At 72.3% G+C, this 24,455-nt stretch carries 21 protein-coding genes; 10 read left to right on the plus strand and 11 right to left on the minus strand.

What is annotated here, in order from left to right:
• Positions 1-62: 62 nt before the first annotated feature.
• Positions 63-800 carry a LuxR C-terminal-related transcriptional regulator gene (locus tag CK485_RS21715; RefSeq protein ID WP_241968522.1) on the plus strand — a complete coding sequence of 246 codons (738 nt, stop codon included), beginning with the start codon at positions 63-65 and terminating at the stop codon, positions 798-800.
• A gap of 131 nt (positions 801-931) precedes the next feature.
• Here CK485_RS21715 and CK485_RS21720 read toward each other — a convergent pair whose 3' ends face one another.
• Together CK485_RS21720 and CK485_RS21725 are read right to left on the minus strand one after the other, a co-directional pair.
• The gene (locus CK485_RS21720; protein WP_109453545.1) at positions 932-1,486 is read right to left on the minus strand and encodes an isochorismatase family protein; all 555 of its coding nucleotides are present in this window, start codon (positions 1,484-1,486) and stop codon (positions 932-934) included.
• 61 nt (positions 1,487-1,547) lie between these two features.
• The gene (locus tag CK485_RS21725; protein ID WP_241968523.1) at positions 1,548-1,976 is read right to left on the minus strand and encodes a MarR family transcriptional regulator; all 429 of its coding nucleotides are present in this window, start codon (positions 1,974-1,976) and stop codon (positions 1,548-1,550) included.
• A gap of 253 nt (positions 1,977-2,229) precedes the next feature.
• Here CK485_RS21725 and CK485_RS21730 point away from each other — a divergent pair, with 253 nt between their 5' ends.
• The 8 genes from CK485_RS21730 (at position 2,230) to CK485_RS21765 (ending at position 12,488) form a co-directional block, all read left to right on the plus strand.
• Positions 2,230-3,072 (plus strand): nitrilase-related carbon-nitrogen hydrolase, encoded by an 843-nt coding sequence (locus CK485_RS21730; protein WP_109453546.1) that lies wholly within the window; start codon positions 2,230-2,232, stop codon positions 3,070-3,072.
• Between the two features lie 14 nt (positions 3,073-3,086).
• Complete coding sequence (locus CK485_RS21735) at positions 3,087-4,412, plus strand: aspartate aminotransferase family protein (protein ID WP_109453547.1); 1,326 nt, start codon at positions 3,087-3,089, stop codon at positions 4,410-4,412.
• Positions 4,409-5,809 (plus strand): dihydropyrimidinase, encoded by a 1,401-nt coding sequence (gene hydA / locus CK485_RS21740; protein ID WP_109453548.1) that lies wholly within the window; start codon positions 4,409-4,411, stop codon positions 5,807-5,809. The genes CK485_RS21735 and hydA overlap by 4 nt, the downstream gene beginning before the upstream one ends.
• 86 nt (positions 5,810-5,895) lie before the next feature.
• Complete coding sequence (locus CK485_RS21745) at positions 5,896-6,915, plus strand: TIGR03842 family LLM class F420-dependent oxidoreductase (protein WP_109453549.1); 1,020 nt, start codon at positions 5,896-5,898, stop codon at positions 6,913-6,915.
• Positions 6,912-8,462 (plus strand): NCS1 family nucleobase:cation symporter-1, encoded by a 1,551-nt coding sequence (locus tag CK485_RS21750; protein ID WP_109453550.1) that lies wholly within the window; start codon positions 6,912-6,914, stop codon positions 8,460-8,462. Before CK485_RS21745 ends, CK485_RS21750 begins: the two co-directional genes overlap by 4 nt.
• 34 nt (positions 8,463-8,496) lie before the next feature.
• Complete coding sequence (locus CK485_RS21755; RefSeq protein WP_109453551.1) at positions 8,497-9,918, plus strand: NAD(P)/FAD-dependent oxidoreductase; 1,422 nt, start codon at positions 8,497-8,499, stop codon at positions 9,916-9,918.
• Between the two features lie 154 nt (positions 9,919-10,072).
• On the plus strand, positions 10,073-10,573 hold the full coding sequence (locus CK485_RS21760) for an SCP2 sterol-binding domain-containing protein (protein WP_109453552.1): 501 nt from the start codon (positions 10,073-10,075) through the stop codon (positions 10,571-10,573).
• Positions 10,574-10,676: 103 nt separating this feature from the next.
• The gene (locus CK485_RS21765) at positions 10,677-12,488 is read left to right on the plus strand and encodes a gamma-glutamyltransferase (RefSeq protein WP_109453553.1); all 1,812 of its coding nucleotides are present in this window, start codon (positions 10,677-10,679) and stop codon (positions 12,486-12,488) included.
• A 32-nt stretch (positions 12,489-12,520) separates the two neighbouring features.
• Here CK485_RS21765 and CK485_RS21770 read toward each other — a convergent pair whose 3' ends face one another.
• On the minus strand, positions 12,521-12,919 hold the full coding sequence (locus tag CK485_RS21770; protein ID WP_109454319.1) for a CU044_2847 family protein: 399 nt from the start codon (positions 12,917-12,919) through the stop codon (positions 12,521-12,523).
• Positions 12,920-13,139: 220 nt separating this feature from the next.
• Here CK485_RS21770 and CK485_RS21775 point away from each other — a divergent pair, with 220 nt between their 5' ends.
• The gene (locus CK485_RS21775; RefSeq protein WP_241968593.1) at positions 13,140-14,264 is read left to right on the plus strand and encodes a glycerate kinase; all 1,125 of its coding nucleotides are present in this window, start codon (positions 13,140-13,142) and stop codon (positions 14,262-14,264) included.
• 128 nt (positions 14,265-14,392) lie between these two features.
• Here the strand turns inward: CK485_RS21775 and pssA are convergent, their stop codons facing one another.
• The 8 genes from pssA to CK485_RS21815 form a co-directional block, all read right to left on the minus strand.
• Positions 14,393-15,247: a CDP-diacylglycerol--serine O-phosphatidyltransferase gene (gene pssA, locus CK485_RS21780; RefSeq protein WP_109453555.1), complete on the minus strand. Its 855-nt coding sequence runs from the start codon at positions 15,245-15,247 to the stop codon at positions 14,393-14,395.
• A complete protein-coding gene (locus CK485_RS21785; protein ID WP_109453556.1) occupies positions 15,234-15,881 on the minus strand; it encodes a phosphatidylserine decarboxylase in 648 nt (215 codons plus the stop codon). Before CK485_RS21785 ends, pssA begins: the two co-directional genes overlap by 14 nt.
• A 180-nt stretch (positions 15,882-16,061) precedes the next feature.
• Complete coding sequence (locus tag CK485_RS21790; protein WP_109453557.1) at positions 16,062-17,273, minus strand: acyl-CoA dehydrogenase family protein; 1,212 nt, start codon at positions 17,271-17,273, stop codon at positions 16,062-16,064.
• Positions 17,274-17,277: 4 nt separating this feature from the next.
• The gene (locus CK485_RS21795; RefSeq protein ID WP_109453558.1) at positions 17,278-17,790 is read right to left on the minus strand and encodes a MaoC family dehydratase; all 513 of its coding nucleotides are present in this window, start codon (positions 17,788-17,790) and stop codon (positions 17,278-17,280) included.
• 2 nt (positions 17,791-17,792) lie between these two features.
• A complete protein-coding gene (locus CK485_RS21800; RefSeq protein ID WP_109453559.1) occupies positions 17,793-19,790 on the minus strand; it encodes a protein meaA in 1,998 nt (665 codons plus the stop codon).
• Between the two features lie 55 nt (positions 19,791-19,845).
• On the minus strand, positions 19,846-21,183 hold the full coding sequence (gene ccrA / locus CK485_RS21805) for a crotonyl-CoA carboxylase/reductase (protein ID WP_109453560.1): 1,338 nt from the start codon (positions 21,181-21,183) through the stop codon (positions 19,846-19,848).
• 511 nt (positions 21,184-21,694) lie between these two features.
• Positions 21,695-22,495, minus strand: a complete 801-nt coding sequence (locus CK485_RS21810; RefSeq protein WP_109453561.1) for a TetR family transcriptional regulator — start codon at positions 22,493-22,495, stop codon at positions 21,695-21,697.
• 130 nt (positions 22,496-22,625) lie between these two features.
• On the minus strand, positions 22,626-24,434 hold the full coding sequence (locus tag CK485_RS21815; RefSeq protein ID WP_109453562.1) for a 3-hydroxybutyryl-CoA dehydrogenase: 1,809 nt from the start codon (positions 24,432-24,434) through the stop codon (positions 22,626-22,628).
• Positions 24,435-24,455 lie beyond the last annotated feature (21 nt).

Below are 24,455 nucleotides of genomic sequence, written 5' to 3' on the forward strand. Positions count from 1 at the left end.
CGACTGCACGTTCGTGTAGTGGGCGGACACCCCCGGGGGCTGGACAGGACCTGTGCGATGTGATGGGCGGGCCGGTGGCGGACGACGGGCGGGAGCCCCGAGCGGACGACGGCCGGGAGTCCGGACCGCACGACGCGGGCGGACGGGCCGCGCACTGGCGGCGGGAGGCGGCCGCCTGGCACAACCGCTTCATCATGCTGCTCGACCGCTCGCCGGTGCCGATCGCGATCGCCGACACCGAAGGCGTGGTCTCGGGCGTCAATCCGCCGTTCGCCGCGCTGTGGGGACTGCGGCCCGGGCAGCTGCGCGACCGCAGGCTGCTCGACCTGTTCGACCCGCAGGACCACGACCGGCTGTGGCGGCTGGCCGAGGCGCTGCGCACCGGCCGCCGCTCCCGCTACCCGCTGCGGGTGCGCTGGCAGGGCGCGGGCGGCGCGTGCGGCACCGGTCAGCTCACCGTGGAGCCGGTCGGGGGCGACACGCAGACCGCTCCGGCGCTGCTGGTGACGCTGCGCGAGGAGGAGCCGCCCCGCGCCTGCCTGGATCCGCCCCGCGGTGTGGAGCTGGGCGAACGGGAGGCGGCGGTGCTGGCGCTGGTGGCCTCAGGGGCCACCACGGCCGCGATCGCCCGCGCGCTGGACCTCACCGTGGACGGAGTCAACTACCACCTGGGCAGGCTCGCGCGCAGGCTCCAGGCGCCCAACCGGGCCGCCCTGGTCGCCCGCGCGTACGTCCTCGGCCTGCTGGAACCGGGCAGCTGGCCACCCCGGGCGCGGGTGCACGATCAGGAGCGGGACTGACGGCGCGTTGCGAGGAGGGTGGCCGGTGGGGCCCCGGCGCACAGGCGGTCGCGCCCCGGCACGCAGACGGAAAGGCGGCGGGCGCGTCGCCGTGCGCCCGCCGCCTCCGATGGGCCGTCGGCCCGTCCGGCTCAGCCCAGCAGCGCGATGATCGCGTCCGTGGTGTCGGTCTCGCCGAGGCGGGGGAGGATCTTCTCGACGCTGACCCGGTGGGTCTCCGGGTCGAGGTCGGTCACCGCGTCGGTCGCGACGGTGACGTTGTAGCCGTGCTCGTAGGCGGCACGCGCGGTGGACTCCACGCCGATGCTGGTCGCGATGCCGGCGACGACCACCTGGGTCACCTCGCGCCTGCGCAGCTCATCGTCGAGGGCGGTGCCGTGGAACGCGCCCCAGGTCTGCTTGGTGACGGTGATGTCGTCCGGCTGCTGGTCCAGCTCCGGCACCAGGTCGGCCCAGTCGGCGGGCGGCTGACCGCCGGAGTGGGACCGCTCGGTGCGGCCCGGGGCGCCGCCGGTCACGTTGACCAGCACGACCGGCAGTCCGGCCTTGCGGAACGCGGCGGCGAGCCGCGCGCCGTTGCCCACGACCTGTGCGGCGGGCAGCGGCTGGACCGGGGCGCCGGCGATGCCCTTCTGGAGGTCCACGAGGACGAGCGCGGTACGGGGGTCGAGTTGCGTAGCGGGCATGGGTGCCGCCTTCTTTCCTGGGTGGTTCCGGCCTGTTTGCGGCCTGGGTGGTTCGGGAGCGTCAGGACTGAGCCAGCCGCCTCAGCAGGGCGACGGCCTCGGTCAGGGTGCGCTGCTGTGCCTCGGTCAGCTCGGTCTCGATGGCCTCGGTCAGCCAGCCGCGCTTGGCGTCCCGCGCCGAGGCGACGCACCGTGCGCCGGCCGCGGTGAGCGACACGACGACCTGACGGCCGTCCCCGGGATCGGGGCGGCGCTCGACCAGCCCCTGCTCCTCCAGCGCGGCGACGGTCAGGCGCATCGACTGGGGCCGCACGCGTTCCGCCCGGGCCAGCGCCGCCGTCGTGGCGTCCCCTTCCGCGAGGCGGCCCAGCACGATGCGCTGTGACGGCGTGAGCCCGCCGTGCGGCGCGGCGGCCCGCATGCGCCGGCTGAGCTGCGCGACGGCGGTCGCCAGCTCGACGGCGGTACGTGAGGGATCCGGTTCAGGCACTCCGGCACCGTAAGCGATCGACAGGCAGACTGCCAAGTCTGCCTGTCGAACCCGCCCGCCGGTCCGGCCGTCCTCGGCGGGCGCCCGGTGGCCAGACGGCGGCCTCCGGCGATCGTGACCGGACGAAACGTGATCGTCTTCGTTGAGTAACGACCTACGTATTGCCACAGTGGGTGATGCGCTCTTACCGTCTTTCCCTCAGCGGGTTCTACGTGCGTAGACCCCGCTTGACGTCGCGTCAGAGGAGCTGGTCATGGCCACAGTCGTACGCGCCGCACTCGTCCAGGCCACCTGGACCGGTGACACCGAATCGATGATCGCCAAGCACGAGGAGCACGCCCGTGCGGCAGCCGCCCAGGGCGCGAAGATCATCGGGTTCCAGGAGGTCTTCAACGCCCCGTACTTCTGCCAGGTGCAGGAGCCGGAGCACTACCGCTGGGCCGAGCCGGTCCCGGACGGCCCCACCGTCCAGCGCATGCGGGCGCTGGCCCGGGAGACCGGCATGGTGATCGTCGTCCCGGTCTTCGAGATCGAGCAGTCCGGCTTCTACTACAACACCGCCGCCGTCATCGACGCCGACGGGACCGTGCTGGGCACCTACCGCAAGCACCACATCCCGCAGGTCAAGGGCTTCTGGGAGAAGTACTACTTCAAGCCCGGCAACCTCGGCTGGCCGGTCTTCGACACGGCCGTCGGCAAGGTCGGCGTCTACATCTGCTACGACCGGCACTTTCCCGAGGGCTGGCGGGCGCTGGGCCTGGCCGGGGCGCAGATCGTCTACAACCCGTCCGCCACCTCGCGCGGTCTGTCCGCCTACCTGTGGCAGCTGGAGCAGCCCGCGGCGGCCGTCGCCAACGAGTACTTCGTCGCCGCGATCAACCGCGTCGGCCAGGAGGAGTACGGCGACAACGACTTCTACGGCACGTCGTACTTCGTCGACCCGCGCGGCCGGTTCGTGGGGGAGCCGGCCAGCGACACCAAGGAGGAACTGGTCGTGCGCGACCTCGACCTCGGGCTGATCGACGAGGTCAGGCAGCAGTGGGCGTTCTACCGGGACCGCCGTCCCGACGCCTACGGCGACCTCGTGGAGCCCTGATCGTTATGGCAGCCATGACCGATCCCGCGCACTCCGCGCTCTTCGCCCGCCACCGCGCCGTCATGCCGGACTGGCTGGCCACCTACTACCGGCAGCCCATCGAGATCACCCATGGCGAGGGCCGCCGGGTCTGGGACGCCGAGGGACGCGAGTACCTCGACTTCTTCGGCGGCATCCTGACCACCATGACCGCGCACGCGCTGCCCGAGGTCACCAAGGCGGTCAGCGAGCAGGCGGGCCGCATCCTGCACAGCTCGACCCTCTACCTCAACCGCACCGCCGTCGAACTCGCCGAGCGCATCGCGGCGTTGTCCGGCATCCCCGACGCCCGGGTCTTCTTCACCACCTCAGGCACCGAGGCCAACGACACCGCACTGCTGCTCGCCACGACCTTCCGCCGCTCCAACCAGATCGTGGCGCTGCGCAACAGCTACCACGGCCGCTCCTTCACCTCGATCGGGATCACCGGCAACTCCTCCTGGTCGCCGACGAGTCTGTCGCCGCTCCAGACCCTCTACGTGCACGGCGGCATCCGCAGCCGGGGCCCGTTCACACACCTGACGGACGCGCAGTTCATCGCGGCCTGCGTCGAGGACCTGCGCGACGTGCTCGGTCAGGCCAACGGCACCGTCGCCGCGCTGATCGCCGAACCGGTGCAGGGCGTCGGCGGGTTCACCTCGCCGCCGGACGGGCTGCTCGCGGCGTTCCGCGAGGTGCTGGCGGAACGCGGCATCCTGTGGATCACCGACGAGGTGCAGACCGGCTGGGGCCGCACCGGCGACCACTTCTGGGGGTGGCAGGCGCACGCCGAGGCCGGACCACCGGACATCCTCACCTTCGCCAAGGGCATCGGCAACGGCCTGTCCATGGGCGGCGTCGTCGCCCGGGCCGAGGTGATGAACTGCCTGGACGCCAACTCCATCTCCACCTTCGGCGGCAGCCCCGTCACCACCGCCGGCGCGCTCGCCAACCTCACCTATCTCGTCGACCACGACCTGCAGGGCAACGCCCGCCGCGTCGGCGGGCTGCTGCTCGCCAGGCTCCAGTCGATCGCCGCCGCCAGCCCGGTCGTGCGCGAGGTGCGCGGGCGCGGGCTGATGATCGGCGTCGAACTGGTCGAACCCGGCACCGGCGAGCCGTCGCCCGCGATCGCCACCGCGGTCCTGGAAGCCGCCCGCGAAGGCGGCCTGCTCATCGGCAAGGGCGGACGCGCCGGCAACGTCCTGCGGATCGCGCCGCCCCTGACGCTCACCGTCGCCGAGGCCGAACGCGGCGCCGCCGTCCTGGAAGGCGCGCTGCGCGAGGCCCATGCCGCCACCACGGAAGGACAGCGCGCATGACCAGCACCCTCATCCGCGGCGGCCTGGTCGTCACCGCCGCCGAGGAGACCCACGCCGACGTCCTGGTCGACCACGGCCGTGTCGTCGCCCTGTTCGCCCGCGACACCGGAACCGACCTCACGCCCACCGCCGACCGCGTCATCGACGCCACCGGCAAGTACGTCATCCCGGGCGGCGTGGACGCACACACCCACATGGAGATGCCGTTCGGCGGCACCTACGCCTCCGACACCTTCGAGACCGGCACCCGCGCCGCCGCCTGGGGCGGCACGACCACCATCGTGGACTTCGCCATCCAGAGCGTCGGCAAGTCGCTGCGCGAAGGGCTCGACGCCTGGCACGGCAAGGCCGACGGCCGCTGCGCCATCGACTACGGCTTCCACATGATCCTCGCGGACGTCAACGACCGCACCCTCAAGGAGATGGACACCCTCGTGGAGGAGGGCGTCACCTCCTTCAAGCTGTTCATGGCCTACCCCGGCGTCTTCTACAGCGACGACGGCAAGATCCTGCGCGCCATGCAACGCGCCGCCGTCAACGGCGGGTTGATCATGATGCACGCGGAGAACGGCATCGCCATCGACGTCCTGGTCGAACAGGCGCTGGCCGCCGGCAGGACCGACCCCCGCTACCACGGCGAGGTCCGCAAGGCGCTGCTGGAGGCCGAGGCGACGCATCGCGCCATCCAGCTCTCCCGGGTCGCGGGCTCACCGCTCTACGTCGTCCACGTCTCCGCCACCGAGGCGGTCGAGGAACTGGCCCGCGCCCGCGACATGGGCCTCAACGTCTTCGGCGAGACCTGCCCGCAGTACCTGTTCCTGTCCACCGACAACCTCGCCGAACCCGGCTTCGAGGGCGCCAAGTACGTCTGCTCCACCCCGCTGCGCCCCGTCGAGCACCAGGCGGCGCTGTGGCGGGGCCTGCGCACCAACGACCTGTCGGTGGTCTCCACCGACCACTGCCCGTTCTGCTTCACCGGGCAGAAGGACCTCGGCCGCGGCGACTTCTCCCGCATCCCCAACGGCCTGCCCGGCGTGGAGAACCGGATGGACCTGCTCCACCAGGCCGTGGTCGACGGCCACATCAGCCGCCGCCGCTGGATCGAGCTGGCCTGCGCCACGCCCGCCCGGATGTTCGGGCTGCATCCGCGCAAGGGCACCATCGCGCCGGGCGCGGACGCCGACATCGTCGTCTACGACCCGCGCGCCGAGCAGGTGATCTCCGCCGAGACCCACCACATGAACGTCGACTACTCGGCGTACGAGGGCCGCCGGATCACCGGCCGGGTGGAGACGGTCCTGTCCCGGGGCGAACTCGTCATCGAAGGCCGCGAGTTCGTCGGCCGCGCGGGCCACGGCCAGTACCAGCCGCGCGGCACCTGTCAGTACCTGCTCTGACCCCGTTCGCCGCCGCCCCGCGCGATCACGGGGTGGCGGCGGCCGGTCCGAACCGCTGTGAAGGAACCAGAAAGTAGGGCCGACTGATGGACTTCGGACTCGTCCTGCAGACCGATCCGCCCGCCTCAGCCGTCGTCGGACTCATGCGCCGCGCCGAACGCAACGGCTTCCGTTACGGCTGGACCTTCGACTCCGCCGTGCTGTGGCAGGAACCCTTCGTCATCTACAGCCGCATCCTGGAACACACCGAACGCCTCGTCGTCGGCCCGATGGTCACCAACCCCGGCACCCGCAGCTGGGAGGTGACCGCCTCCACCTTCGCCACCCTCAACGACATGTACGGCAACCGCACCGTCTGCGGCATCGGCCGCGGCGACTCCGCCATGCGCGTCGCGGGCCGCAAGCCCAACACCCTCGCCCGGCTCGGCGAGGCCATCGGCGTCATCCGCGACCTCGCCGAGGGCCGCGAGGCCGAGGTCGACGGCAACCCGGTGCGCATCCCGTGGGTCAAGGACGGCCGGCTGCCGGTCTGGATGGCCGCCTACGGGCCCAGGGCCCTGGCGCTCGCCGGGCGGACCGCGGACGGCTTCATCCTCCAGCTCGCCGACCCGTTCCTCACCGAGTGGATGGTCAAGGCGGTGCGCTCGGCAGCCGAGGAGGCCGGGCGCGACCCCGGCGAGGTGACGATCTGCGTGGCCGCGCCCGCGTACGTCACCGACGGGAGCGACGCCGCGCTGGCGCACGCACGCGAACAGTGCCGCTGGTTCGGCGGGATGGTCGGCAACCACGTCGCCGACCTGGTCGGCCGCTACGGCGAGCACTCCGGCATGGTCCCCGACGAGCTGACCGCGTACATCAAGGACCGCCAGGGGTACGACTACGCGCACCACGGAAGGGCCGGCAACCCCGACACCGCGTTCGTGCCGGACGCCGTGGTCGACCGCTTCTGCCTGATCGGGCCGCCCGAGGCGCATCTCGAGAAGCTGCGGGCGCTGCGGGAGCTGGGCGTCGACCAGTTCGCGGTGTACGCCATGCACGACGCCCGCGAGGCGGTCGTCGACGCCTACGGCGAACACGTCATCCCGGCGCTGGGACAGGAGAGATGACCACCGGGGCGGCACGCCCGCCCGCCGCCGCCGACGGGCCCCTGGAGCTGTCCGCGGCCGAACTGCCCGACGACGGCCGCTTCGCCAACGCCGACCTGCGCCCGGTGCCGCTCGCCGAACGGCACTGGACGACGTACAACTTCACCGCCCTGTGGGTCGGCATGGCCCACAACATCCCGTCCTGGACGCTGGCCTCCGGCCTGGTCGCGCTCGGCATGGACTGGAAGCAGTCGGTGCTGACCATCGCGCTGGCCAACGTGATCGTGCTGGTGCCGATGCTGCTGACCGGGCATGCCGGGCCCAAGTACGGCATACCCTTCCCCGTGCTGGCCCGGGCGTCGTTCGGGCTGCGCGGGGCGAACCTGCCGGCGCTGGTGCGGGCCGCCGTGGCCTGCGCCTGGTTCGGCATCCAGACGTGGATCGGCGGCGAGGGCATCTTCTTCCTGGCCGGCAAGCTCTTCGGCCACGGCTGGGCGAACGCAGGCGTCGTCGGCGGCTACCCGTGGACGCAGTGGCTGTCGTTCGGTGTCTTCTGGCTGATCGAACTCGCCGTCATCGCGCGGGGGATGGAGACGCTGCGGCGCTTCGAGAACTGGGCCGCGCCCTTCGTCCTCGTCGGCGCGATCGCGCTGCTGGTCTGGATCACCGTCAAGGCGGGCGGCCTCGGGCCGCTGCTCGACCAGCCGTCGAAGCTCGGCTGGGGCCACCGCTTCTGGCCGGTCTTCTTCCCCTCCCTGATGGGCATGATCGGCTTCTGGTCCACGCTGTCGCTCAACATCCCCGACTTCACCCGCTTCGGCGCGGGACAACGGGCGCAGGTGCGGGGGCAGTCACTGGGCCTGCCGACCACGATGACCGCCTTCGCGCTGCTGTCGGTGCTGGTCACCTCGGGTTCGCAGGCGGTCTACGGCAAGCCGGTGTGGGACCCGATCCAGCTCGCCTCCCACCTGTCGAACTGGGCGGGCGTGCTGTTCGCGCTGCTGACCGTGCTGATCGCCACCATCAGCTGCAACCTCGCGGCCAACGTCGTCTCGCCCGCCTACGACCTGTCCAACCTCGCGCCGCGGCTGTTCACCTTCCGGGGCGGCGCGCTGCTGACCGGGGTGGTGGGGGTCGTGATCTTCCCCTGGAAGCTGATCTCCTCGCCGCAGGTCTACATCTACACCTGGCTCGGCGTGGTCGGCGGCCTGCTCGGCACGGTCGCGGGTGTCCTGATCGCCGACTACTGGATCGTGCGCCGCACCCGCCTCGACCTCGCGGGCCTGTACCGCCAGGACGGCCCCTACTGGTACCGGGCGGGCTGGAACTGGCGGGCGGTGACCGCGTTCGCCGTCGGCGGCGTGCTGGCGGTCGGCGGCTCGTACTCCGCCCCCGGCAGCGGCCCGTTCCCGGCGCACGGCATGATCCCGTTCCTCAAACCCCTGGCGGACTACGGCTGGGCGGTCGGCCTGATCACGGCGCTGCTGCTGTACGCGGGACTCATGCGGGCCTTCCCGCACGACCGCCGGGCCGCGGCGATCCCTTCCCCGACAGGCGCGACCGGGTGACGCGGCGGGGCGTCGCGTCTGGCACGGTGGTGGCGTGGACAGGGACGCTACGGATGTGATCGTGATCGGGGCCGGGCCCAACGGGCTGACCGCCGCCGTGGAGCTGGCCCGGGCGGGGCTCGGCGTCGAGGTGTACGAGGCGGCCGACGCGGTGGGCGGCGGGGCCCGCACCGAGGAGCTGACGCTGCCCGGCTTCCGGCACGACCCCTGCTCCACCGCGCACCCCTTCGGCGCGGGCTCCCCCGTCTTCAACCGCCTGCCGCTGCGCGAGCACGGCCTGGAGTGGGCGCACGCCGCACTGCCGATGGCGCACCCGTTCCCCGACGGCACCGCCGCCGTCCTGGCCCGCGACGTCGGCGAGACCGCCGCCTCGCTCGGGACGCGGGACGCGGGCGCCTACCGCAGGATGGTGGAGCCGTTCACCGGCCGCTGGGACACGCTGGCGCGCGACGTGCTGCGGCCGCAGTGGGCGGGGCTGCCGCGCGATCCGCTGCTGTTCGCCCGCTTCGGGGCGGTCGGCGGGCTGCCGGTCGCCCTCCTCGCGCGGCGCTTCAGGGACGAGCGGGCGCGCGGCCTGCTCGCCGGCGCCGCCGCCCACCTGGTCGGACCGATGACCGGGCCGGTCACCGCGGGCGGCGCGCTCACCTTCCTGCTCGCCGGGCACGACGGCGGCTGGCCGTTCGCGCGCGGCGGCTCGCAGGCCATCTCCGACGCGCTGGCGAGCCTGCTGCGCGTCCACGGCGGCGTCGTGCGCACCGGCGTCACGGTCACCACGCTCGCCGACCTGCCGCCCGCGCGCGCCTACGTCTTCGACACCTCGCCGACCGCGCTCGCCCGGATCGCCGGCCTCGACCGCGCCTACCGGGGCTTCCGTTACGGGCCCGCCACGTTCAAGGTCGACTACGCGCTGGACGGCCCGGTGCCGTGGACCGCGCCGCAGGCCCGCCGCGCCGGGACCGTCCACCTCGGGCCGTCCTACGGCGAGATCGGCGCGGCGATGCGGGCGGTGACCCGGGGACGCGAGCCCGAGGTGCCGTTCGTGCTGACCGCGCAGCCCACGCTCGCCGACCCCGGCCGGGCGCCGGAGGGCAAGCACGTCTTCTACGCCTACTGCCACGTGCCCAACGGATGGCGCGGCGACGCCACCGCCGCCATCGAGCGGCAGATCGAGCGCTTCGCCCCCGGCTTCACCGACCGCGTCCTGGCCCGCGCGGTCAGCGGCCCCGCCCGGCTCGCGGCCCGCAACGCCAACTACGTGGGCGGCGACGCGCTGTGCGGCTCGACGGCCGGACTGCGCGCGGTGATCCGCCCCGCGCTGCGCAGGGTGCCGTACGCGACGAGCGACCCGGCGGTCTTCCTGTGCTCGCAGGCGACCCCGCCGGGCCCCGGGGTGCACGGGATGTGCGGCCACCACGCGGCGAAGGCGGTGCTCAAGGCGCTGGGGCGGTCGCGCTGAGGCCCCCGGGACGCTCATGGCGCGACGCGACCGTATTGTCCTTCTTGAGGGCGTCTTGCGGCGCTCGGGGCACGGTCCTAGCCTTACCCGTGACTTACCCGTCAGTAGCGTCCTCGGGGCGTCCGCGCGTCAGACCTCGGAAAGGGTTCCCGCCATGGTGACCGGCGACCGCCCCGCGCACGTCCCCGGAACCGGCCTGGACACGCTGGACCTCGGGACGCTGGAGCTGGCCCGCGTGGAGCCGGACGAGTTCGCCCGCATCGTCAAGGCGACCCCGGCCCGGCAGACCGCCCGGATCATGGCGGGGCCCCACCGCAGGCGCGTCCTGGACGAGCTGTTCCGGCGGATGGAGACGCTCTTTCGTCCGGACGCCGCCGGCGACCGCGACGCGCTGGTGCGCTGGCGGATCACCGGAGAGGGCGGCGCCGTCGACACGTACGAGACGCACATCGCCGACCGCCGCTGCGTGGTGACCGCGCACGCCACCGACCGCACCCCCCGGCTGACCCTCACCATGGCCGCGCCCGAGTTGCTCAGGCTCGCCTCCGGCAACGCCTCGGGCCCCGCGCTGTACCTCGTGCGCAGGCTGAGGGCGCAGGGCGACCTGCGGCTCGCGGGCGGGCTGATGCACTACTTCGACCTGCCGAGGCCGTGAACCGGCCGCGTCCGTCCGTCACTTGAGACGCACGGCCGCGGATCGTTTGGGGCGCGGGCGGCCGGGACAGATCCCTGCTGGCCCGACCGCGAGAGGACTGCCCTTGTTCACCACCCGGCCCACCCTCCAGGGCACGTTCGGCATGGTCTCCTCCACCCACTGGCTGGCCTCCCAGTCCGCCATGGCCGTGCTGGAGGACGACGGCAACGCCTTCGACGCGGCGGTCGCGGCGGCCTTCACCCTGCACGTCGTCGAGCCGCACCTGAACGGCCCCGCGGGCGAGGTGCCGATCATCCTCGCCCCGGCCGGCGGCCCGGTGCGGGTGCTGTGCGGCCAGGGCCCGGCCCCGGCCGCCGCCACCATCGCCCACTACACGGGCCTCGGACTCGAACTCGTCCCCGGCACGGGCCCGTTGGCGGCCGCCGTGCCCGGCGCGTTCGACGCCTGGCTGCTCCTGCTGCGCGACCACGGCACCAAGTCGCTGGCCGACGTGCTGAAGTACGCCATCGGCTACGCCGAACACGGCCACCCGGCGGTCGAACGGATCGGCGCCACCGTCGAGGCGGTGCGCGAGCTGTTCACCACCGAGTGGACGACGTCGGCCGAGCTGTACCTGCCGGGCGGGCGGGCCCCGGCGCCGGGCGCCCTGCTGCGCAACCCGGCCCTCGCCCGCACCTGGCGCCGCGTCGTCGCCGAGTCCGACGCCGCGGGCGGCAGCCGCGAGAACCGGCTGGACGCCGCCCGCGCGGTGTGGCGGGAAGGCTTCGTCGCCGAGGCGCTGGCCGCCTGGGCCGCCCGGCCCGCCACGGACACCTCGGGCGAACGCCACGCGGGCGTCCTGACCGGCGACGACCTGGCCGCCTGGTCCGCGCACTACGAGGACCCGGTCACGTACGACTGGAACGGCTGGACCGTCGCCAAGGCGGGCCCGTGGAGCCAGGGCCCGGTCTTCCTCCAGCAACTCGCCCTCCTGCCTGACGAGTTGGGCACCGGCGAACTGTCCTACGGCAGCGGCGCGTACGTGCACACCGTGGTCGAGGGCGCCAAGCTCGCGTTCGCCGACCGCGAGGCGTGGTACGGCGACGCGGCCGACGTTCCGCTCGCCGACCTGCTCTCACCCGCCTACAACGCCCGCCGCCGTGCCCTGGTCGGCGGCACCGCCTCCCTCGAACTGCGTCCCGGCCGGCCCGGCGGACGCACACCCTGGCTGGCCGCGCTCAGGCTCGCGCGGGCGGTGGGGCCCGACGCGACCGACACGGCGATGGCGGTTCCGGGCGCGGGGGAGCCGACCGTGGGCCCGGACGGCGCGACCCGCGGCGACACCTGCCACCTGGACGTGGTCGACCGGCACGGCAACATGGTCGCCGCGACCCCCAGCGGCGGCTGGCTCCAGTCCAGCCCCGTCGTACCCGAACTCGGCTTCCCGCTCGGCACCCGCCTCCAGATGACCTGGCTGGAGCCGGGCCTGCCCAGCTCGCTCACCCCGGGCCGCCGCCCGCGCACCACGCTCACGCCCTCGCTGGCACTGCGCGACGGGCAGCCGGTGCTGGCGTTCGGCACGCCGGGCGGCGACCAGCAGGACCAGTGGAGTCTGAACTTCTTCCTCGGCGTCGCGCTGCGCGAACGGGTCCGCGGCGGCCTCGATCTCCAGGGCGCGATCGACGCCCCGAACTGGCACACCAGTGCCTTCCCCGGCTCGTTCCACCCGCGCGCCACGCAGCCCGGCAGCCTCACCGTCGAGTCCCGGCTCGGCGAGCGGGCCGTCGCCGAGCTGCGGGCCCGCGGCCACCGCGTCACCGTCGCCGGGCCGTGGACCGAGGGCAGGCTGTGCGCGGTCGCCCGCGACCCGGAGACCGGCGTGCTGTCGGCGGGAGCCAACCCGAGGGGCGCGCAGGGGTACGCGGTCGGGCGCTGACCGGTTTCACTCGAGCGCGCGCCGTACCCGCCTCACGGCCCGGGCGCGTCCCGCCGCGCGGGCAGCCAGGTGGCCGAGACGGTGATCGTCGCCTGCCCGGACGCGCCGACCACGCCCAGGGCCAGGTCCTCGCCGATCTGGAGGCCGAACTGCACGGCGATCTGCTGCGGCGGGTCGTCCCCCGCCGCCACCGCGTCGTGCACCGTGCGCAGCAGCGGCCCGAGTGGCCGCAGGACGTGCTCCAGCGCGTCCTGCTCCAGCGTCGCCACGACCTCGCCGGCGCGAGTGGCGATCTTCGAGCCGAGCACGCCTTCCGCGTGCGGCGGGACGGAGGCGGCGGCGTCGTGGTCCTGCGCGGGGTCGCGCACCGGCGCCAACTCCAGCCGTACGCGGGTGTTCTCGTCGAAGTGGATCTCGGCATACCGCGGCACGCGCCCCATTGTGCCGGTCCGCGTCCGCCCTCGCGCCGGGTTCGCCGGCGGTCTCACCATCCGTCCACCCATGGGCAGCGGGGGCACCTGGCGGATAGGGTCCCTAGGGCGCGACATGGTCCATGGGAGTTGCAAGGTGGGAGAGATTCACGAGGAGCACGGCGAGCACCGGCGGGACACGGAGCACCGGGCGGACGGCGGCCGGGGCGCGCTGCCGCGCGTGCTGATCGCGGCCGACAAGTTCAAGGGCTCGCTCACCGCCGTCGAGGTCGCCGAACACGTCACCACGGGCCTGCGCCGGGCCCTGCCCGCCCTGCCGGTGGAGTCGCTGCCGGTCGCGGACGGCGGTGACGGCACCGTGGACGCCGCGGTCGCCGTGGGCTTCCAGCGCCGCGCGACGACCGTCACCGGACCGCTGGGCGAGCCGGTGACGGCGGCCTGGGCGCTGCGCGAGGACGTCGCCGTGGTCGAGATGGCAGAGGCCTCGGGCCTGCGCCACGTCACCCCGGACAGCCGTTCCGCGCTCGCCTCGTCCACGTACGGAACCGGCGAGCTGCTGCGGGCCGCGCTGGGCGCGGGCGCGCGCACCGTCGTGCTGGGCGTCGGCGGCAGTGCCTCCACCGACGGCGGCGCGGGCATGCTGGCCGCGCTGGGAGCCGTCTTCACCGGTGCCGACGGCCGCCCGGTGGGTCCTGGCGGCGGGGCGCTGGCCGGCCTGGAGCGGGCCGACCTCACGGGGCTCGACCCGCGGATCGCCGGGACCGCGTTCGTGCTCGCCAGCGACGTCGACAACCCGCTGCGCGGCCCCAAGGGCGCCCCCGCGGTGTACGGCCCGCAGAAGGGCGCCTCGCCGGACGACGTGGCCGCGCTGGACGCCGCGCTCGGGCGGTACGCGCAGGTGCTGGGCGCCGCCCTGGGCCCGCAGGCCGCCGAGGCCGCCGAGGCGCCGGGCGCGGGCGCGGCCGGCGGGATCGGCTACGGCGCGCTGGTCGGTCTTGACGCGGTCTTCCGGCCCGGGGTCGAGGTCCTCTTCGAGCTGCTGGGGTTCGCCGAGGCGCTTGAGCGGGCGGACTTCGTGATCACCGGTGAGGGCTCGCTCGACGCCCAGACGCTGCACGGCAAGGCCCCGGCGGGCGTGGCCCAGGCGGCCCGCGCCCGCGGCGTGGACGTGGTGGCCGTCTGCGGCCGCCTCGCGCTCCCCCCGGAGGCGCTGGGCGGCGCGGGCATCCGCCGTGCCTACGCCCTCACCGAGCTGGAGCCGGACCCGGCGCGCTGCATGGCCGAGGCGGGCGCCCTCCTGGAGCGCCAGGCCGAACGGCTCGCCCGCGACTTCCTGGCGCCGTAGCGCCTTCGGCGACCGTCGCGGGCCGTAACGCCTTCGGCGACCGTCGCGCGTACAGAACGCGGCAGAACGCGTGAGGGCCCCGGGCGGATCGCCCGGGGCCCTCACGCACGGTGTCGGCGTGCGGACGGTTACCGAAGCTGCGCGGCGCGTGCCTCGCGGCGGTTGCCGCGGATCGTGTTCACCCGGCGGATCGCGGCGAACAGCGGGATGCCCGCGGCCATCACCACCTGGAGCGCGGCACCGGCCTGGAGCAGGCGCTGCGCGCCGGGGGAGTCGGCGGCCCAGGCGGCCAGGCAGCCCATGCTGATGAAGATCCAGCACAGGGTGGCGACCGCCAGGCGGCCACGCGGCTTGGGGTACTCGACCCGGCTCACCATCAGCCACGCCACGCCCACGATGATCGCCAGCGTCGGCAGGAACGGCAGCTGGAGCAGGACCGCCGAGATGATCGTCAGCGCGCCCATCGGGGAGGGCATGCCCTGGAAGATGCCGTCCCGCACGGTCGTGCAGGAGAACCGGGCGAGCCGCAGCACCACCGCGAGCACCACCACGATCGCGGCCACCGCCGAGACGTGCTGGTGGCCGTCGTTGGCGACCATGCCCCACACGACCACGAAGTACGCCGGGGCGAGCCCGAAGCTGATCAGGTCGGAGAGGTTGTCCAGCTCCGCCCCCATCGCCGAACTGCGCAGCTTGCGCGCGACCAGCCCGTCGAACAGGTCGAAGACCGAGGCCAGCAGCATCAGCATCACGGCGGTCGCCGCGCTGTGCCGGGTCATGCCGCCGTCGGTCCGGCCCATCAGGTGCGGGACCAGGACGCCGGTGGTGGTGAAGTACACCGCCATGAAACCGCAGGTCGCGTTGCCGAGTGTGAGGGTGTCCGCGATCGACAGCCGGGTGGACAGCGGCATGTCGTCCGCCGCGTCCTCCTCCAGCCCGCTGACCCAGGAGGCGGCTTGGGTGTCGGGATCAATCACGGTCAAGGCGAGTCACCCCTGCCTGTGTGGGCTGGCCGACCTCGACGGCGGCCTCGACACCTTCCGGCAGGTAGACGTCGACGCGGGAGCCGAAGCGGATCAGGCCGATCCGCTCGCCCTGCTCGACCTTGGTGCCGGCCGGCACGTAGGGGACGATCCGCCGGGCGACCGCACCGGCGATCTGGACCATCTCGACGTCGCCCAGCTCGGTGTCGAAGTGCCAGACGACCCGCTCGTTGTTCTCGCTCTCCTTGTTGAACGCCGGAACGTACCCGCCGGGGATGTGCTCGACGGACGTCACGGTGCCCCCCAGGGGCGCCCGGTTGACGTGGACGTTCAGCGGGCTCATGAAGATCGCGACGCGGGTGCGCCCGTCCTTCCACGGCATGATGCTCTGCACCACGCCGTCGGCGGGGGAGATGACCCGGCCGTGAGCGATCTCACGTTCCGGGTCGCGGAAGAACCACAGCATGCCCGCCGCGAGGGCGGTGGTGGGGACGGCCACAGCCGCCCACCGTCCGGAGCGACGGGCTCGGGTCAGGCTGACCGCTGCGGCGGCGACGGTCGGGAGGAGCCACGGCGACGCTCCACGCGCGAGGCGGACCCGGCCGCGTTGTGCAGAGGATGGGCTGTGGGGCATGGATGACCTTCGTAGCGGAGGGTGCCGCGATGAGACATGGGGACGGCGGCTTTTCCCGATGGTATCGGTAGCGGCCAGCAACTCGGCAAGCTCAAGGGCGAGTCGATGGCCGCTCGACCGATGACAGGGTGTGACTTTCCTTGCGGATGAAACCCCACAAAAACGGACATAACGCTCGGTCTAGCTCTGGATCCGGTACTCCTCGAGCAGCCGCCGCCCAATGATCATCTTCTGGATCTCAGCGGTTCCTTCACCGATCAGGAGCATCGGCGCCTCCCGGTACAGGCGCTCGATCTCGTACTCCTTGGAGAATCCGTAGCCGCCGTGGATGCGGAAGGCGTCCTCCACGACCTCCTTGCAGTACTCCGAGGCCAGGTACTTGGCCATGCCCGCTTCCAGGTCGTTGCGCTGGCCGGAGTCCTTCTTGCGGGCCGCGTTGATCATCATCTGATGCGCGGCCTCCACCTTGGTGGCCATCTCCGCCAGCTTGAACTGGATCGCCTGGTGCTGGGCGATGGGCTTACCGAAGGTGTGCCGCTGCTGCGCGTACTCGACGCCCAACTCGAAGGCCCGGCGCGCCACACCGCACCCGCGCGCGGCGACGTTCACGCGCCCCACTTCGACGCCGTCCATCATCTGGTAGAAGCCGCGGCCGCTGCGCCCGCCCAGTACGCGGTCGGCCGGCACCCGGACGTCCTCGAGCACCAACTCCGTGGTGTCGACGCCCTTGTAGCCCATCTTCTCGATCTTCCCCGGCACGGTCAGGCCCGCCACCTTGGCGTTGGGGCCGAAACCGGGCTCCTTCTCGATGAGGAAGGTGGTCATCGACTTGTGCGGCGCCGCGTCCTGCGGCTGCCCCTCGTCGGTGCGGCACAGCACCGCCACGAGGTTGGACGAACCGCCGTTGGTCAGCCACATCTTCTGGCCGTTGACCACGTAGTCGTCGCCGTCGCGCACGCCCTTGGTGCGGATCGCCGAGACGTCGGAACCGAGGCCCGGCTCCGACATCGAGAAGGCGCCGCGCACGTCACCGGTGGCCATCCGGGGCAGGAAGTGGTCCTTCTGCTCCTGGGTGCCGTGCTGCTTGAGCATGTAGGCCACGATGAAATGCGTGTTGATGATGCCCGACACGCTCATCCAGCCGCGCGAGATCTCCTCCACGCACAGCGCGTAGGTCAGCAGCGACTCCCCGAGGCCCCCGTATTCCTCGGGAATCATCAGGCCGAACACGCCGAGTTCCTTCAGGCCCTCGACGATCTGCGTCGGGTATTCGTCGCGGTGTTCCAGTTCGGTGGCGACCGGGATGATCTCCTTGTCCACGAAGTCGCGGACGGTCTTGAGGATCTCCTGCTGGATCTCGGTCAGACCCTCGGTCTGCTGGAGGCGGCTCATCGACTTATCGCTCCTGCTCGGAGAGTTCCGGGCGGCCGGGCTGCTCGCCGCCGCGCTCCTTGGTGTACGTGGCGGTGGGAACCATGACCTTGCGGCGGAACACGCAGACCAGCGTGCCGTCCTGCTTGTAGCCCTTGGTCTCGACGAAGACGATGCCGCGGTCGTTCTTCGACCGCGACTCCCACTTGTCCAGCACGGTCGTCTCGCCGTAGACCGTGTCGCCGTGGAAGGTCGGCGCGACGTGCCGCAGCGACTCGATCTCCAGGTTGGCGATCGCCTTTCCGGAGACGTCCGGCACCGACATGCCCAGCAGCAACGAGTAGATGTAGTTGCCCACCACGACGTTCTTGCCGAAATCCGTCGTCTTCTCGGCGTAGTTGGCGTCCATGTGCAGCGGGTGGTGGTTCATGGTGAGGAGGCAGAAGAGATGGTCGTCGTATTCCGTGACCGTCTTTCCCGGCCAGTGCTTGTAGACCGCACCGACCTCGAACTCCTCGTACGTGCGCCCGAACTGCATCGTCAGACCTCCAGGTTGTGCGCGAGCCGGATCTCGTCCGCGATCCGCCCGATCATCTCGGTGATGCCGAAGTCCTTCGGCGTGAACACGGCGGCGACGCCCTGCGCCTTGAGCGCCTCGGCGTCGGCGGTGGGAATGATCCCACCGACGATGACCGGAACGTCGCTCACGCCGGCGCGCCGCAGCCGGCGCAGTACGTCCGGCACGAGTTCGCCGTGCGAACCGGACAGGATGGACAATCCGACGCAGTGCACGTCCTCCGCGACCGCCGCGGAGACGATCTGCTCGGGCGTGAGCCGGATCCCCTGGTACACGACCTCGAAACCGGCATCACGAGCGCGAACCGCGATCTGCTCGGCGCCGTTGGAGTGCCCGTCGAGCCCCGGCTTGCCCACCAGCAGCCGGAGTTTGCCGACGCCCAGCGCCTCGGCGGTGGCCGCGACCTTCGCCCGGACCTCGGCCAGCGGTGTGCCCTCCTCGGCGGCGACCGCGACCGGGGCGCCGCTGACCCCGGTGGGGGCACGGAACTCGCCGAACACCTCCCGCAGCGCGAACGACCACTCGCCGGTGGTCACCCCGGCGCGGGCGCACTCCAAGGTGGCCTCCATCAGGTTGGCGTCGCCGGCGGCGGTGTCCTTCAGCGCCTCCAGGGCCGCCTTGGCCCGCGCCTCGTCCCGCTCCGCCCGCCAGGTCTCCAGCGCCTCGACCACCCGCGCCTCGTTGGCCGGGTCGACCGTCATGATGGCGGTGTCCAGATCGGCGGTGAGCGGACTGGGCTCGGTGGCCTGGAAGGAGTTGACGCCCACCACCTTCTCCTCGCCCGACTCGATGCGCGCCCGCCGCAGCGCGTGCGAGGAGACCAGCTGCGACTTGAGGTAGCCCGACTCGACGGCCGGGATCGCGCCGCCCATCTCCTGCACCCGGTCCATCTCGGCGGACGCCTCGGCGACGATCTCCTCGACCTTCGCCTCGATCACGTGGCTGCCGCGGAAGATGTCCTCGTACTCCAGCAGGTCGCTCTCGTGCGCCAGGACCTGCTGGATGCGCAGGCTCCACTGCTGGTCCCAGGGCCTGGGCAGGCCCAGCGCCTCGTTCCAGGCGGGGAGCTGGACCGCGCGGGCGCGGGCGTCCTTGCCGAGGGTGACGGCCAGCATCTCCAGCACGATGCGCTGGACGTTGTTCTCCGGCTGCGCCTCGGTCAGGCCCAGGGAGTTGACCTGGACGCCGTAGCGGAAGCGCCGCTGCTTGGGGTCCTCGATCCCGTAACGCTCCCGGGTGACGCGGTCCCAGATGCGGGTGAACGCCCGCATCTTGCACATCTCCTCGACGAACCGCACGCCCGCGTTGACGAAGAACGAGATACGCGCGACCACGTCGCCCATCCGCTCCCGCGGCACCTGACCGCAGTCGCGCACCGCGTCCAGCACCGCGATCGCCGTGGACATCGCGTACGCGACCTCCTGCACCGGCGTGGCCCCGGCCTCCTGCAGGTGGTAGCTGCAGATGTTGATCGGGTTCCACTTGGGGATGCGGGCGACCGTGTAGGCGATCATGTCGGTCGTCAGCCGCAGCGACGGCCCCGGCGGGAAGACGTGCGTCCCGCGCGAGAGGTACTCCTTGACGATGTCGTTCTGCGTCGTGCCCTGGAGCCTGGAGACGTCCGCCCCCTGCTCCTCGGCGACCACCTCGTACAGCGCCAGCAGCCACATCGCGGTGGCGTTGATGGTCATCGAGGTGTTCATCTGCTCCAGCGGGATGTCCTGGAACAGCCGCCGCATGTCGCCGAGATGGGCGACCGGGACCCCGACCCGGCCGACCTCGCCGCGGGCGAGGACGTGGTCGGGGTCGTAACCGGTCTGCGTCGGCAGGTCGAACGCGACGGACAGGCCGGTCTGGCCCTTGGCGAGATTACGCCGGTACAGCTCGTTGGACGCCTCGGCGGTGGAGTGCCCGGCGTAGGTCCGCATCAGCCACGGACGATCCTTTTGACGCTCAGTCATCGAAACAGCGCTCTCTTCGACGTGTCGTGACGTGTGCCTGCGTGCGCGCCGGCGCTCAGATGTCCCTGAAGCGGTTGATGGCGTCGATGTGCTTGGCGCGGGTCTCCTCGTCGCGCACGCCCATGCCCTCGCGCGGGGCGAGCGCCAGCACGCCGACCTTGCCCTGGTGCAGGTTGCGGTGGACGTCGAAGGCGGCCTGACCGGTCTCCTCCAGGCTGTAGGTCTTCGACAGCGTGGGGTGGATCTTGCCCTTGGCGATGAGGCGGTTGGCCTCCCACGCCTCGCGGTAGTTGGCGAAGTGCGAGCCGATGATGCGCTTGAGCGACATCCACAGGTAGCGGTTGTCGTACTCGTGCATGTAGCCCGAGGTCGAGGCGCAGGTGGTGATGGTGCCGCCCTTGCGGGTGACGTAGACACTGGCGCCGAAGGTCTCGCGGCCGGGGTGCTCGAAGACGATGTCGATGTCCTCGCCGCCGGTCAGCTCGCGGATGCGCTTGCCGAAGCGCTTCCACTCCTTGGGGTCCTGGGTGTGCTCGTCCTTCCAGAACCTGTAGTCCTCGGCGTTGCGGTCGATGATCGCCTCGGCGCCCATCGACCGGCAGATCTCCGCCTTCTGCGGGCTGGAGACCACGCAGACCGGGTTGGCGCCGCCGGCCAGCGCGAACTGGGTGGCGTAGGAGCCCAGGCCGCCGGAGGCGCCCCAGATCAGCACGTTGTCGCCCTGCTTCATGCCGGCGCCGTTGCGGGAGACCAGCTGCCGGTAGGCGGTGGAGTTGACCAGGCCGGGGGCGGCGGCCTCCTCCCAGCTGAGGTGCCTGGGCTTGGGCATCAGCTGGTTGGACTTGACCAGCGCGATCTCGGCGAGACCGCCGAAGTTGGTCTCGAAGCCCCAGATGCGCTGCTCGGGGTCGAGCATGGTGTCGTTGTGGCCGTCCGCCGACTCCAGCTCCACCGACAGGCAGTGCGCGACGACCTCGTCACCGGGCTTCCAGGCGTTGACGCCGGGGCCGGTGCGCAGCACGACGCCCGCCAGGTCGGAGCCGATGACGTGGTACGGCAGGTCGTGACGCTTCGTCAGCGGCGACAGCTTCCCGTAGCGCTCCAGGAACGCGAACGTGGAGACCGGCTCGAAGATGGACGTCCAGACCGAGTTGTAGTTGACCGAGGAGGCCATCACGGCCACCAGGGCCTCGCCCGGGCCGAGTTCGGGGACAGGCACGTCGTCCAGGTGCAGCGACTTGCGCGGGTCCTTCTCACGGGTGGCGAGCCCGTCGAACATCTCCGCCTCGTCCTTGTGGACGGTGACGGCGCGGTAGGACTCCGGCAGCGGCAGGGCCGCGAAGTCGGCGGAAGTGGTGTCGGGCGCGAGGATCGCGTCGAGGATCTCGTTCACTGGGGCCTCCGGCGAAGCGTCTTCGGGGACGCTTGAGGGAACGCTGGGGTCTCGGGTGTGCCGTCGGTTCGGCGGGTACTGCGGTCCGTGGCTGTCGCACGGACAGGGCCGCGGAACGCAGGTGACGTACCGCGAACAAGAGCCTGTGACGCAGGCGTCCGGACGCTTGGGGACAGACGGTGTGCGAGGGATCGCCGCACGCCGCCCGTCCGGACTGGGACAACCGTATGGCACGCGGTGCCAGCAGTAAAGACACTGCGTGCCATTAATTTTCGCCGAACGGGGCCCGGGCGCAACAGGGGGAGAGGGCGAAGGGATGCGCCAGGCTCCCGCGGCCGTGTGGGGGCGCCGGCGGCGGACCGTAGGAGGCTCGGTGGCCTCGTGGGTGGGTGGCGCGTGCCGGCCTGGTGAGCGCTGGTGGGGTCGTGCCTGGTCAGGGGCGGACGGGGCCACGCTCGCAGCCGCGCGGGGTGCGCCGAGCTGCGGCTGCGCCGAGGGGGAACGGGCGGGGTCAGCCCCTGCCCAGGGCCTTTTCCACCGCTCGCAGAACCTCCGCGGGGGAGGCGTCCGTCCGGGCCACCGCGACGACCACCTCACCCTCGCTCTCGGCGGTCCCTTCGACCGGTACGGGCACGGGCGCCGGGACCTGGCCGCGCGCGGAGCGCCCGATCCCCATCCCGGTGCCGAAGGTCTTGCGGATCACGTCGAACGCCCGGTTCAGCTGGGCCTCCACGTCGCCCTTGCCGCCCGCCCGCAGCCACCGCCTCAGCACGTGGTTGTGGGCCGCGACCACCGCCGAGGCAGCGACCTCCGCCAGCAGCGGGTCGTCGTCGCCCGGCTGATGCGCCGCCTCGTCGAAGTGGCCCAGCAGATACCGCGTGAACAGCCGGTCGTACCGGGCCACCGAAGCGATCTCGTGCTCCCGTAGCGCCGGCACGGAACGGGTCAGCCGGTAGCGCTCCACCGAGACCTCGGGGGACTCCGCGTACATCCGCAGCACCTCGGTGATGCCGCGGCACACGGTGTCCAGCGGGTGTTCGCCCGGCTCCGCGCTGTCCAGCACCGCCTGCACCCGCACCAGCGTGTCGTCGTGGTCGGGGAAGATCGCCTCTTCCTTGGAACGGAAGTGCCGGAAGAAGGTCCGGCGGGCCACCCCGGCCGCCCCGGCGATCTCGTCCACCGTGGTCGCCTCGTACCCCTGGGTGGTGAACAGCCGCATCGCTGCGGTGGCGAGATCCTGCCGCACGCGGTGCCGCTGTGCGGTGGTACGGGTGCTGGTGCGCGGCTGGGACATGCTGGGAACGTAACGCATTTCCCGAGCTGACGTCGGCGCCGTCCGTTTTCCGGTCCCCGCCGCCCCCTTCGCCGCCGGCCCCGCGGGCGGCGGTCCTCCCCGGCCGTGTGCCAGGCCGGGGAAGACCCCGTTCCAGCCCGAACCGTCGTCAGGCCCTGGCATATTCGCGGAAGCCGCGACCGCTCTTGCGGCCGAGGCAGCCCGCCGAGACCAGGTGCTCCAGCAACGGCGCCGGAGCCAGCCCCGGGTCGCGGAACTCCCGGTGCAGCACCCGCTCGATCGCCAGTGAGACGTCCAGGCCGACCACGTCGAGGAGTTCGAACGGGCCCATCGGGTAGCCGCCGCCCAGCTTCATCGCGGCGTCCACGTCGTCCACGCTCGCGTAATGCTCCTGGACCATCTTCACCGCGTTGTTCAGGTACGGGAACAAGAGCGCGTTGACGATGAACCCGGCGCGGTCGCCGCAGTCCACCGGGTGCTTGCGGACGCGGGCGCAGACCTCGTGCACCGTGGCGCGCACGTCGTCGGCGGTCAGGACGGTGCGGACCACCTCGACCAGCTTCATGGCAGGGGCCGGGTTGAAGAAGTGCATGCCGATGACGTCCTGCGGCCGCGAGGTGGCCGCCGCGATCTCCACCACGGGCAGCGAGGAGGTGGTGGTCGCCAGCACCGCGCCCGGCCTGCACACCTTGTCGAAGGCGGCGAACAGCTCCTGCTTGAGGCCGAGTTCCTCGGCGATCGCCTCCACCGCGAGGTCCACGTCGGCGAACGCGTCCAGCGTGCCGGACGGGGTGATCCTGGCCAGCGTGGCGTCCCGGTCCTCGGGCGAGAGCCTGCCCTTGTCGACCGACCGTTTCAGCGACTTGGCGATACGGGCGACGGCCGCCCGCGCCTTCTCCTCGCTGCGGGCCGCCAGCACCACGGGGAAACCGGACTTGGCGAACACCTCCGCGATGCCGGTCGCCATCGTGCCCGACCCGGCCACCCCGACACTGCGCACCGCACGCCCGGCGGTCGCGCCCGAGGCGGCGTCCGGGGTGAGGGCGTCGGGCACCACGCTCTGGCCGCCCGGCCCGTCGTAGGTGTAGAAGCCGCGGCCCGCCTTCCGGCCGGTCAGCCCGGCGGCGGCCAGGTGGCCGAGGATCGGCGCGGGCGCGTGCAGGCGGTCGTGCGAGGCGGCGTACATCGCCTCCAGCACGGTACGGGCGGTGTCGATGCCGATCAGGTCCAGCAACGCGAGCGGTCCCATCGGCAGACCGCAGCCGAGCCGCATCGCCGCGTCGATGTCCTCCCGGGTCGCGTAGCGCGCCTCGTACATCGCGGCGGCCTGGTTGAGGTAGCCGAACAGCAGCCCGTCCGCGATGAACCCGGGGCGGTCGCCGACCGGGACCGCCTCTTTGCCCAGCTCGGTCACCAGCTTGGTCACCGCCTGCGTGGCCTCCGGCCCGGTCAGCACGGTCGAGACCACCTCCACCAGTTTCATGGCCTGCGCGGGCGCGAAGAAGTGCAGGCCGAGGACGCGTTCGGGGCGGGTGGTCTCGGCGGCCAGCCGGGTCACCGACAGCGCGTTGGTGCCGGTGGCGAGGATCGCCTCGGGCCGCACGATGGCGTCGATCGCGGTGAAGACCTCGCGCTTGAGATCGTAGTTCTCCGGCACAACCTCGATGACCAGGTCCGCGTCGGCGGCGGCCTGCAGGTCGGCGAAGACGCGGAAGCGGGCGAGTGCCTCGGCCCGTTCGGCGGCGGTGATCCGCTCGCGTTCGACGGCGCGGGCGGTGGAGCGCTCCAGCGCGGCCACGGCGGCGGTCGCGGCGGGCTCGCTCGGCTCGATGCCGATCACCTCGTGGCCGGCGCGGACCAGGACCTCGGCGATGCCGGATCCCATCGTGCCGAGGCCGACGACGGCGATGACGTGCAAAGGGGAGCGCGAGAGGGAGGAAGCGGACGGACGGTCCATCGCGGAACTCCAGGGAGTGTG

It is taken from the genome of Streptomyces sp. ICBB 8177 (assembly GCF_003144095.1).
GTDB lineage: Bacteria > Actinomycetota > Actinomycetes > Streptomycetales > Streptomycetaceae > Streptantibioticus_D.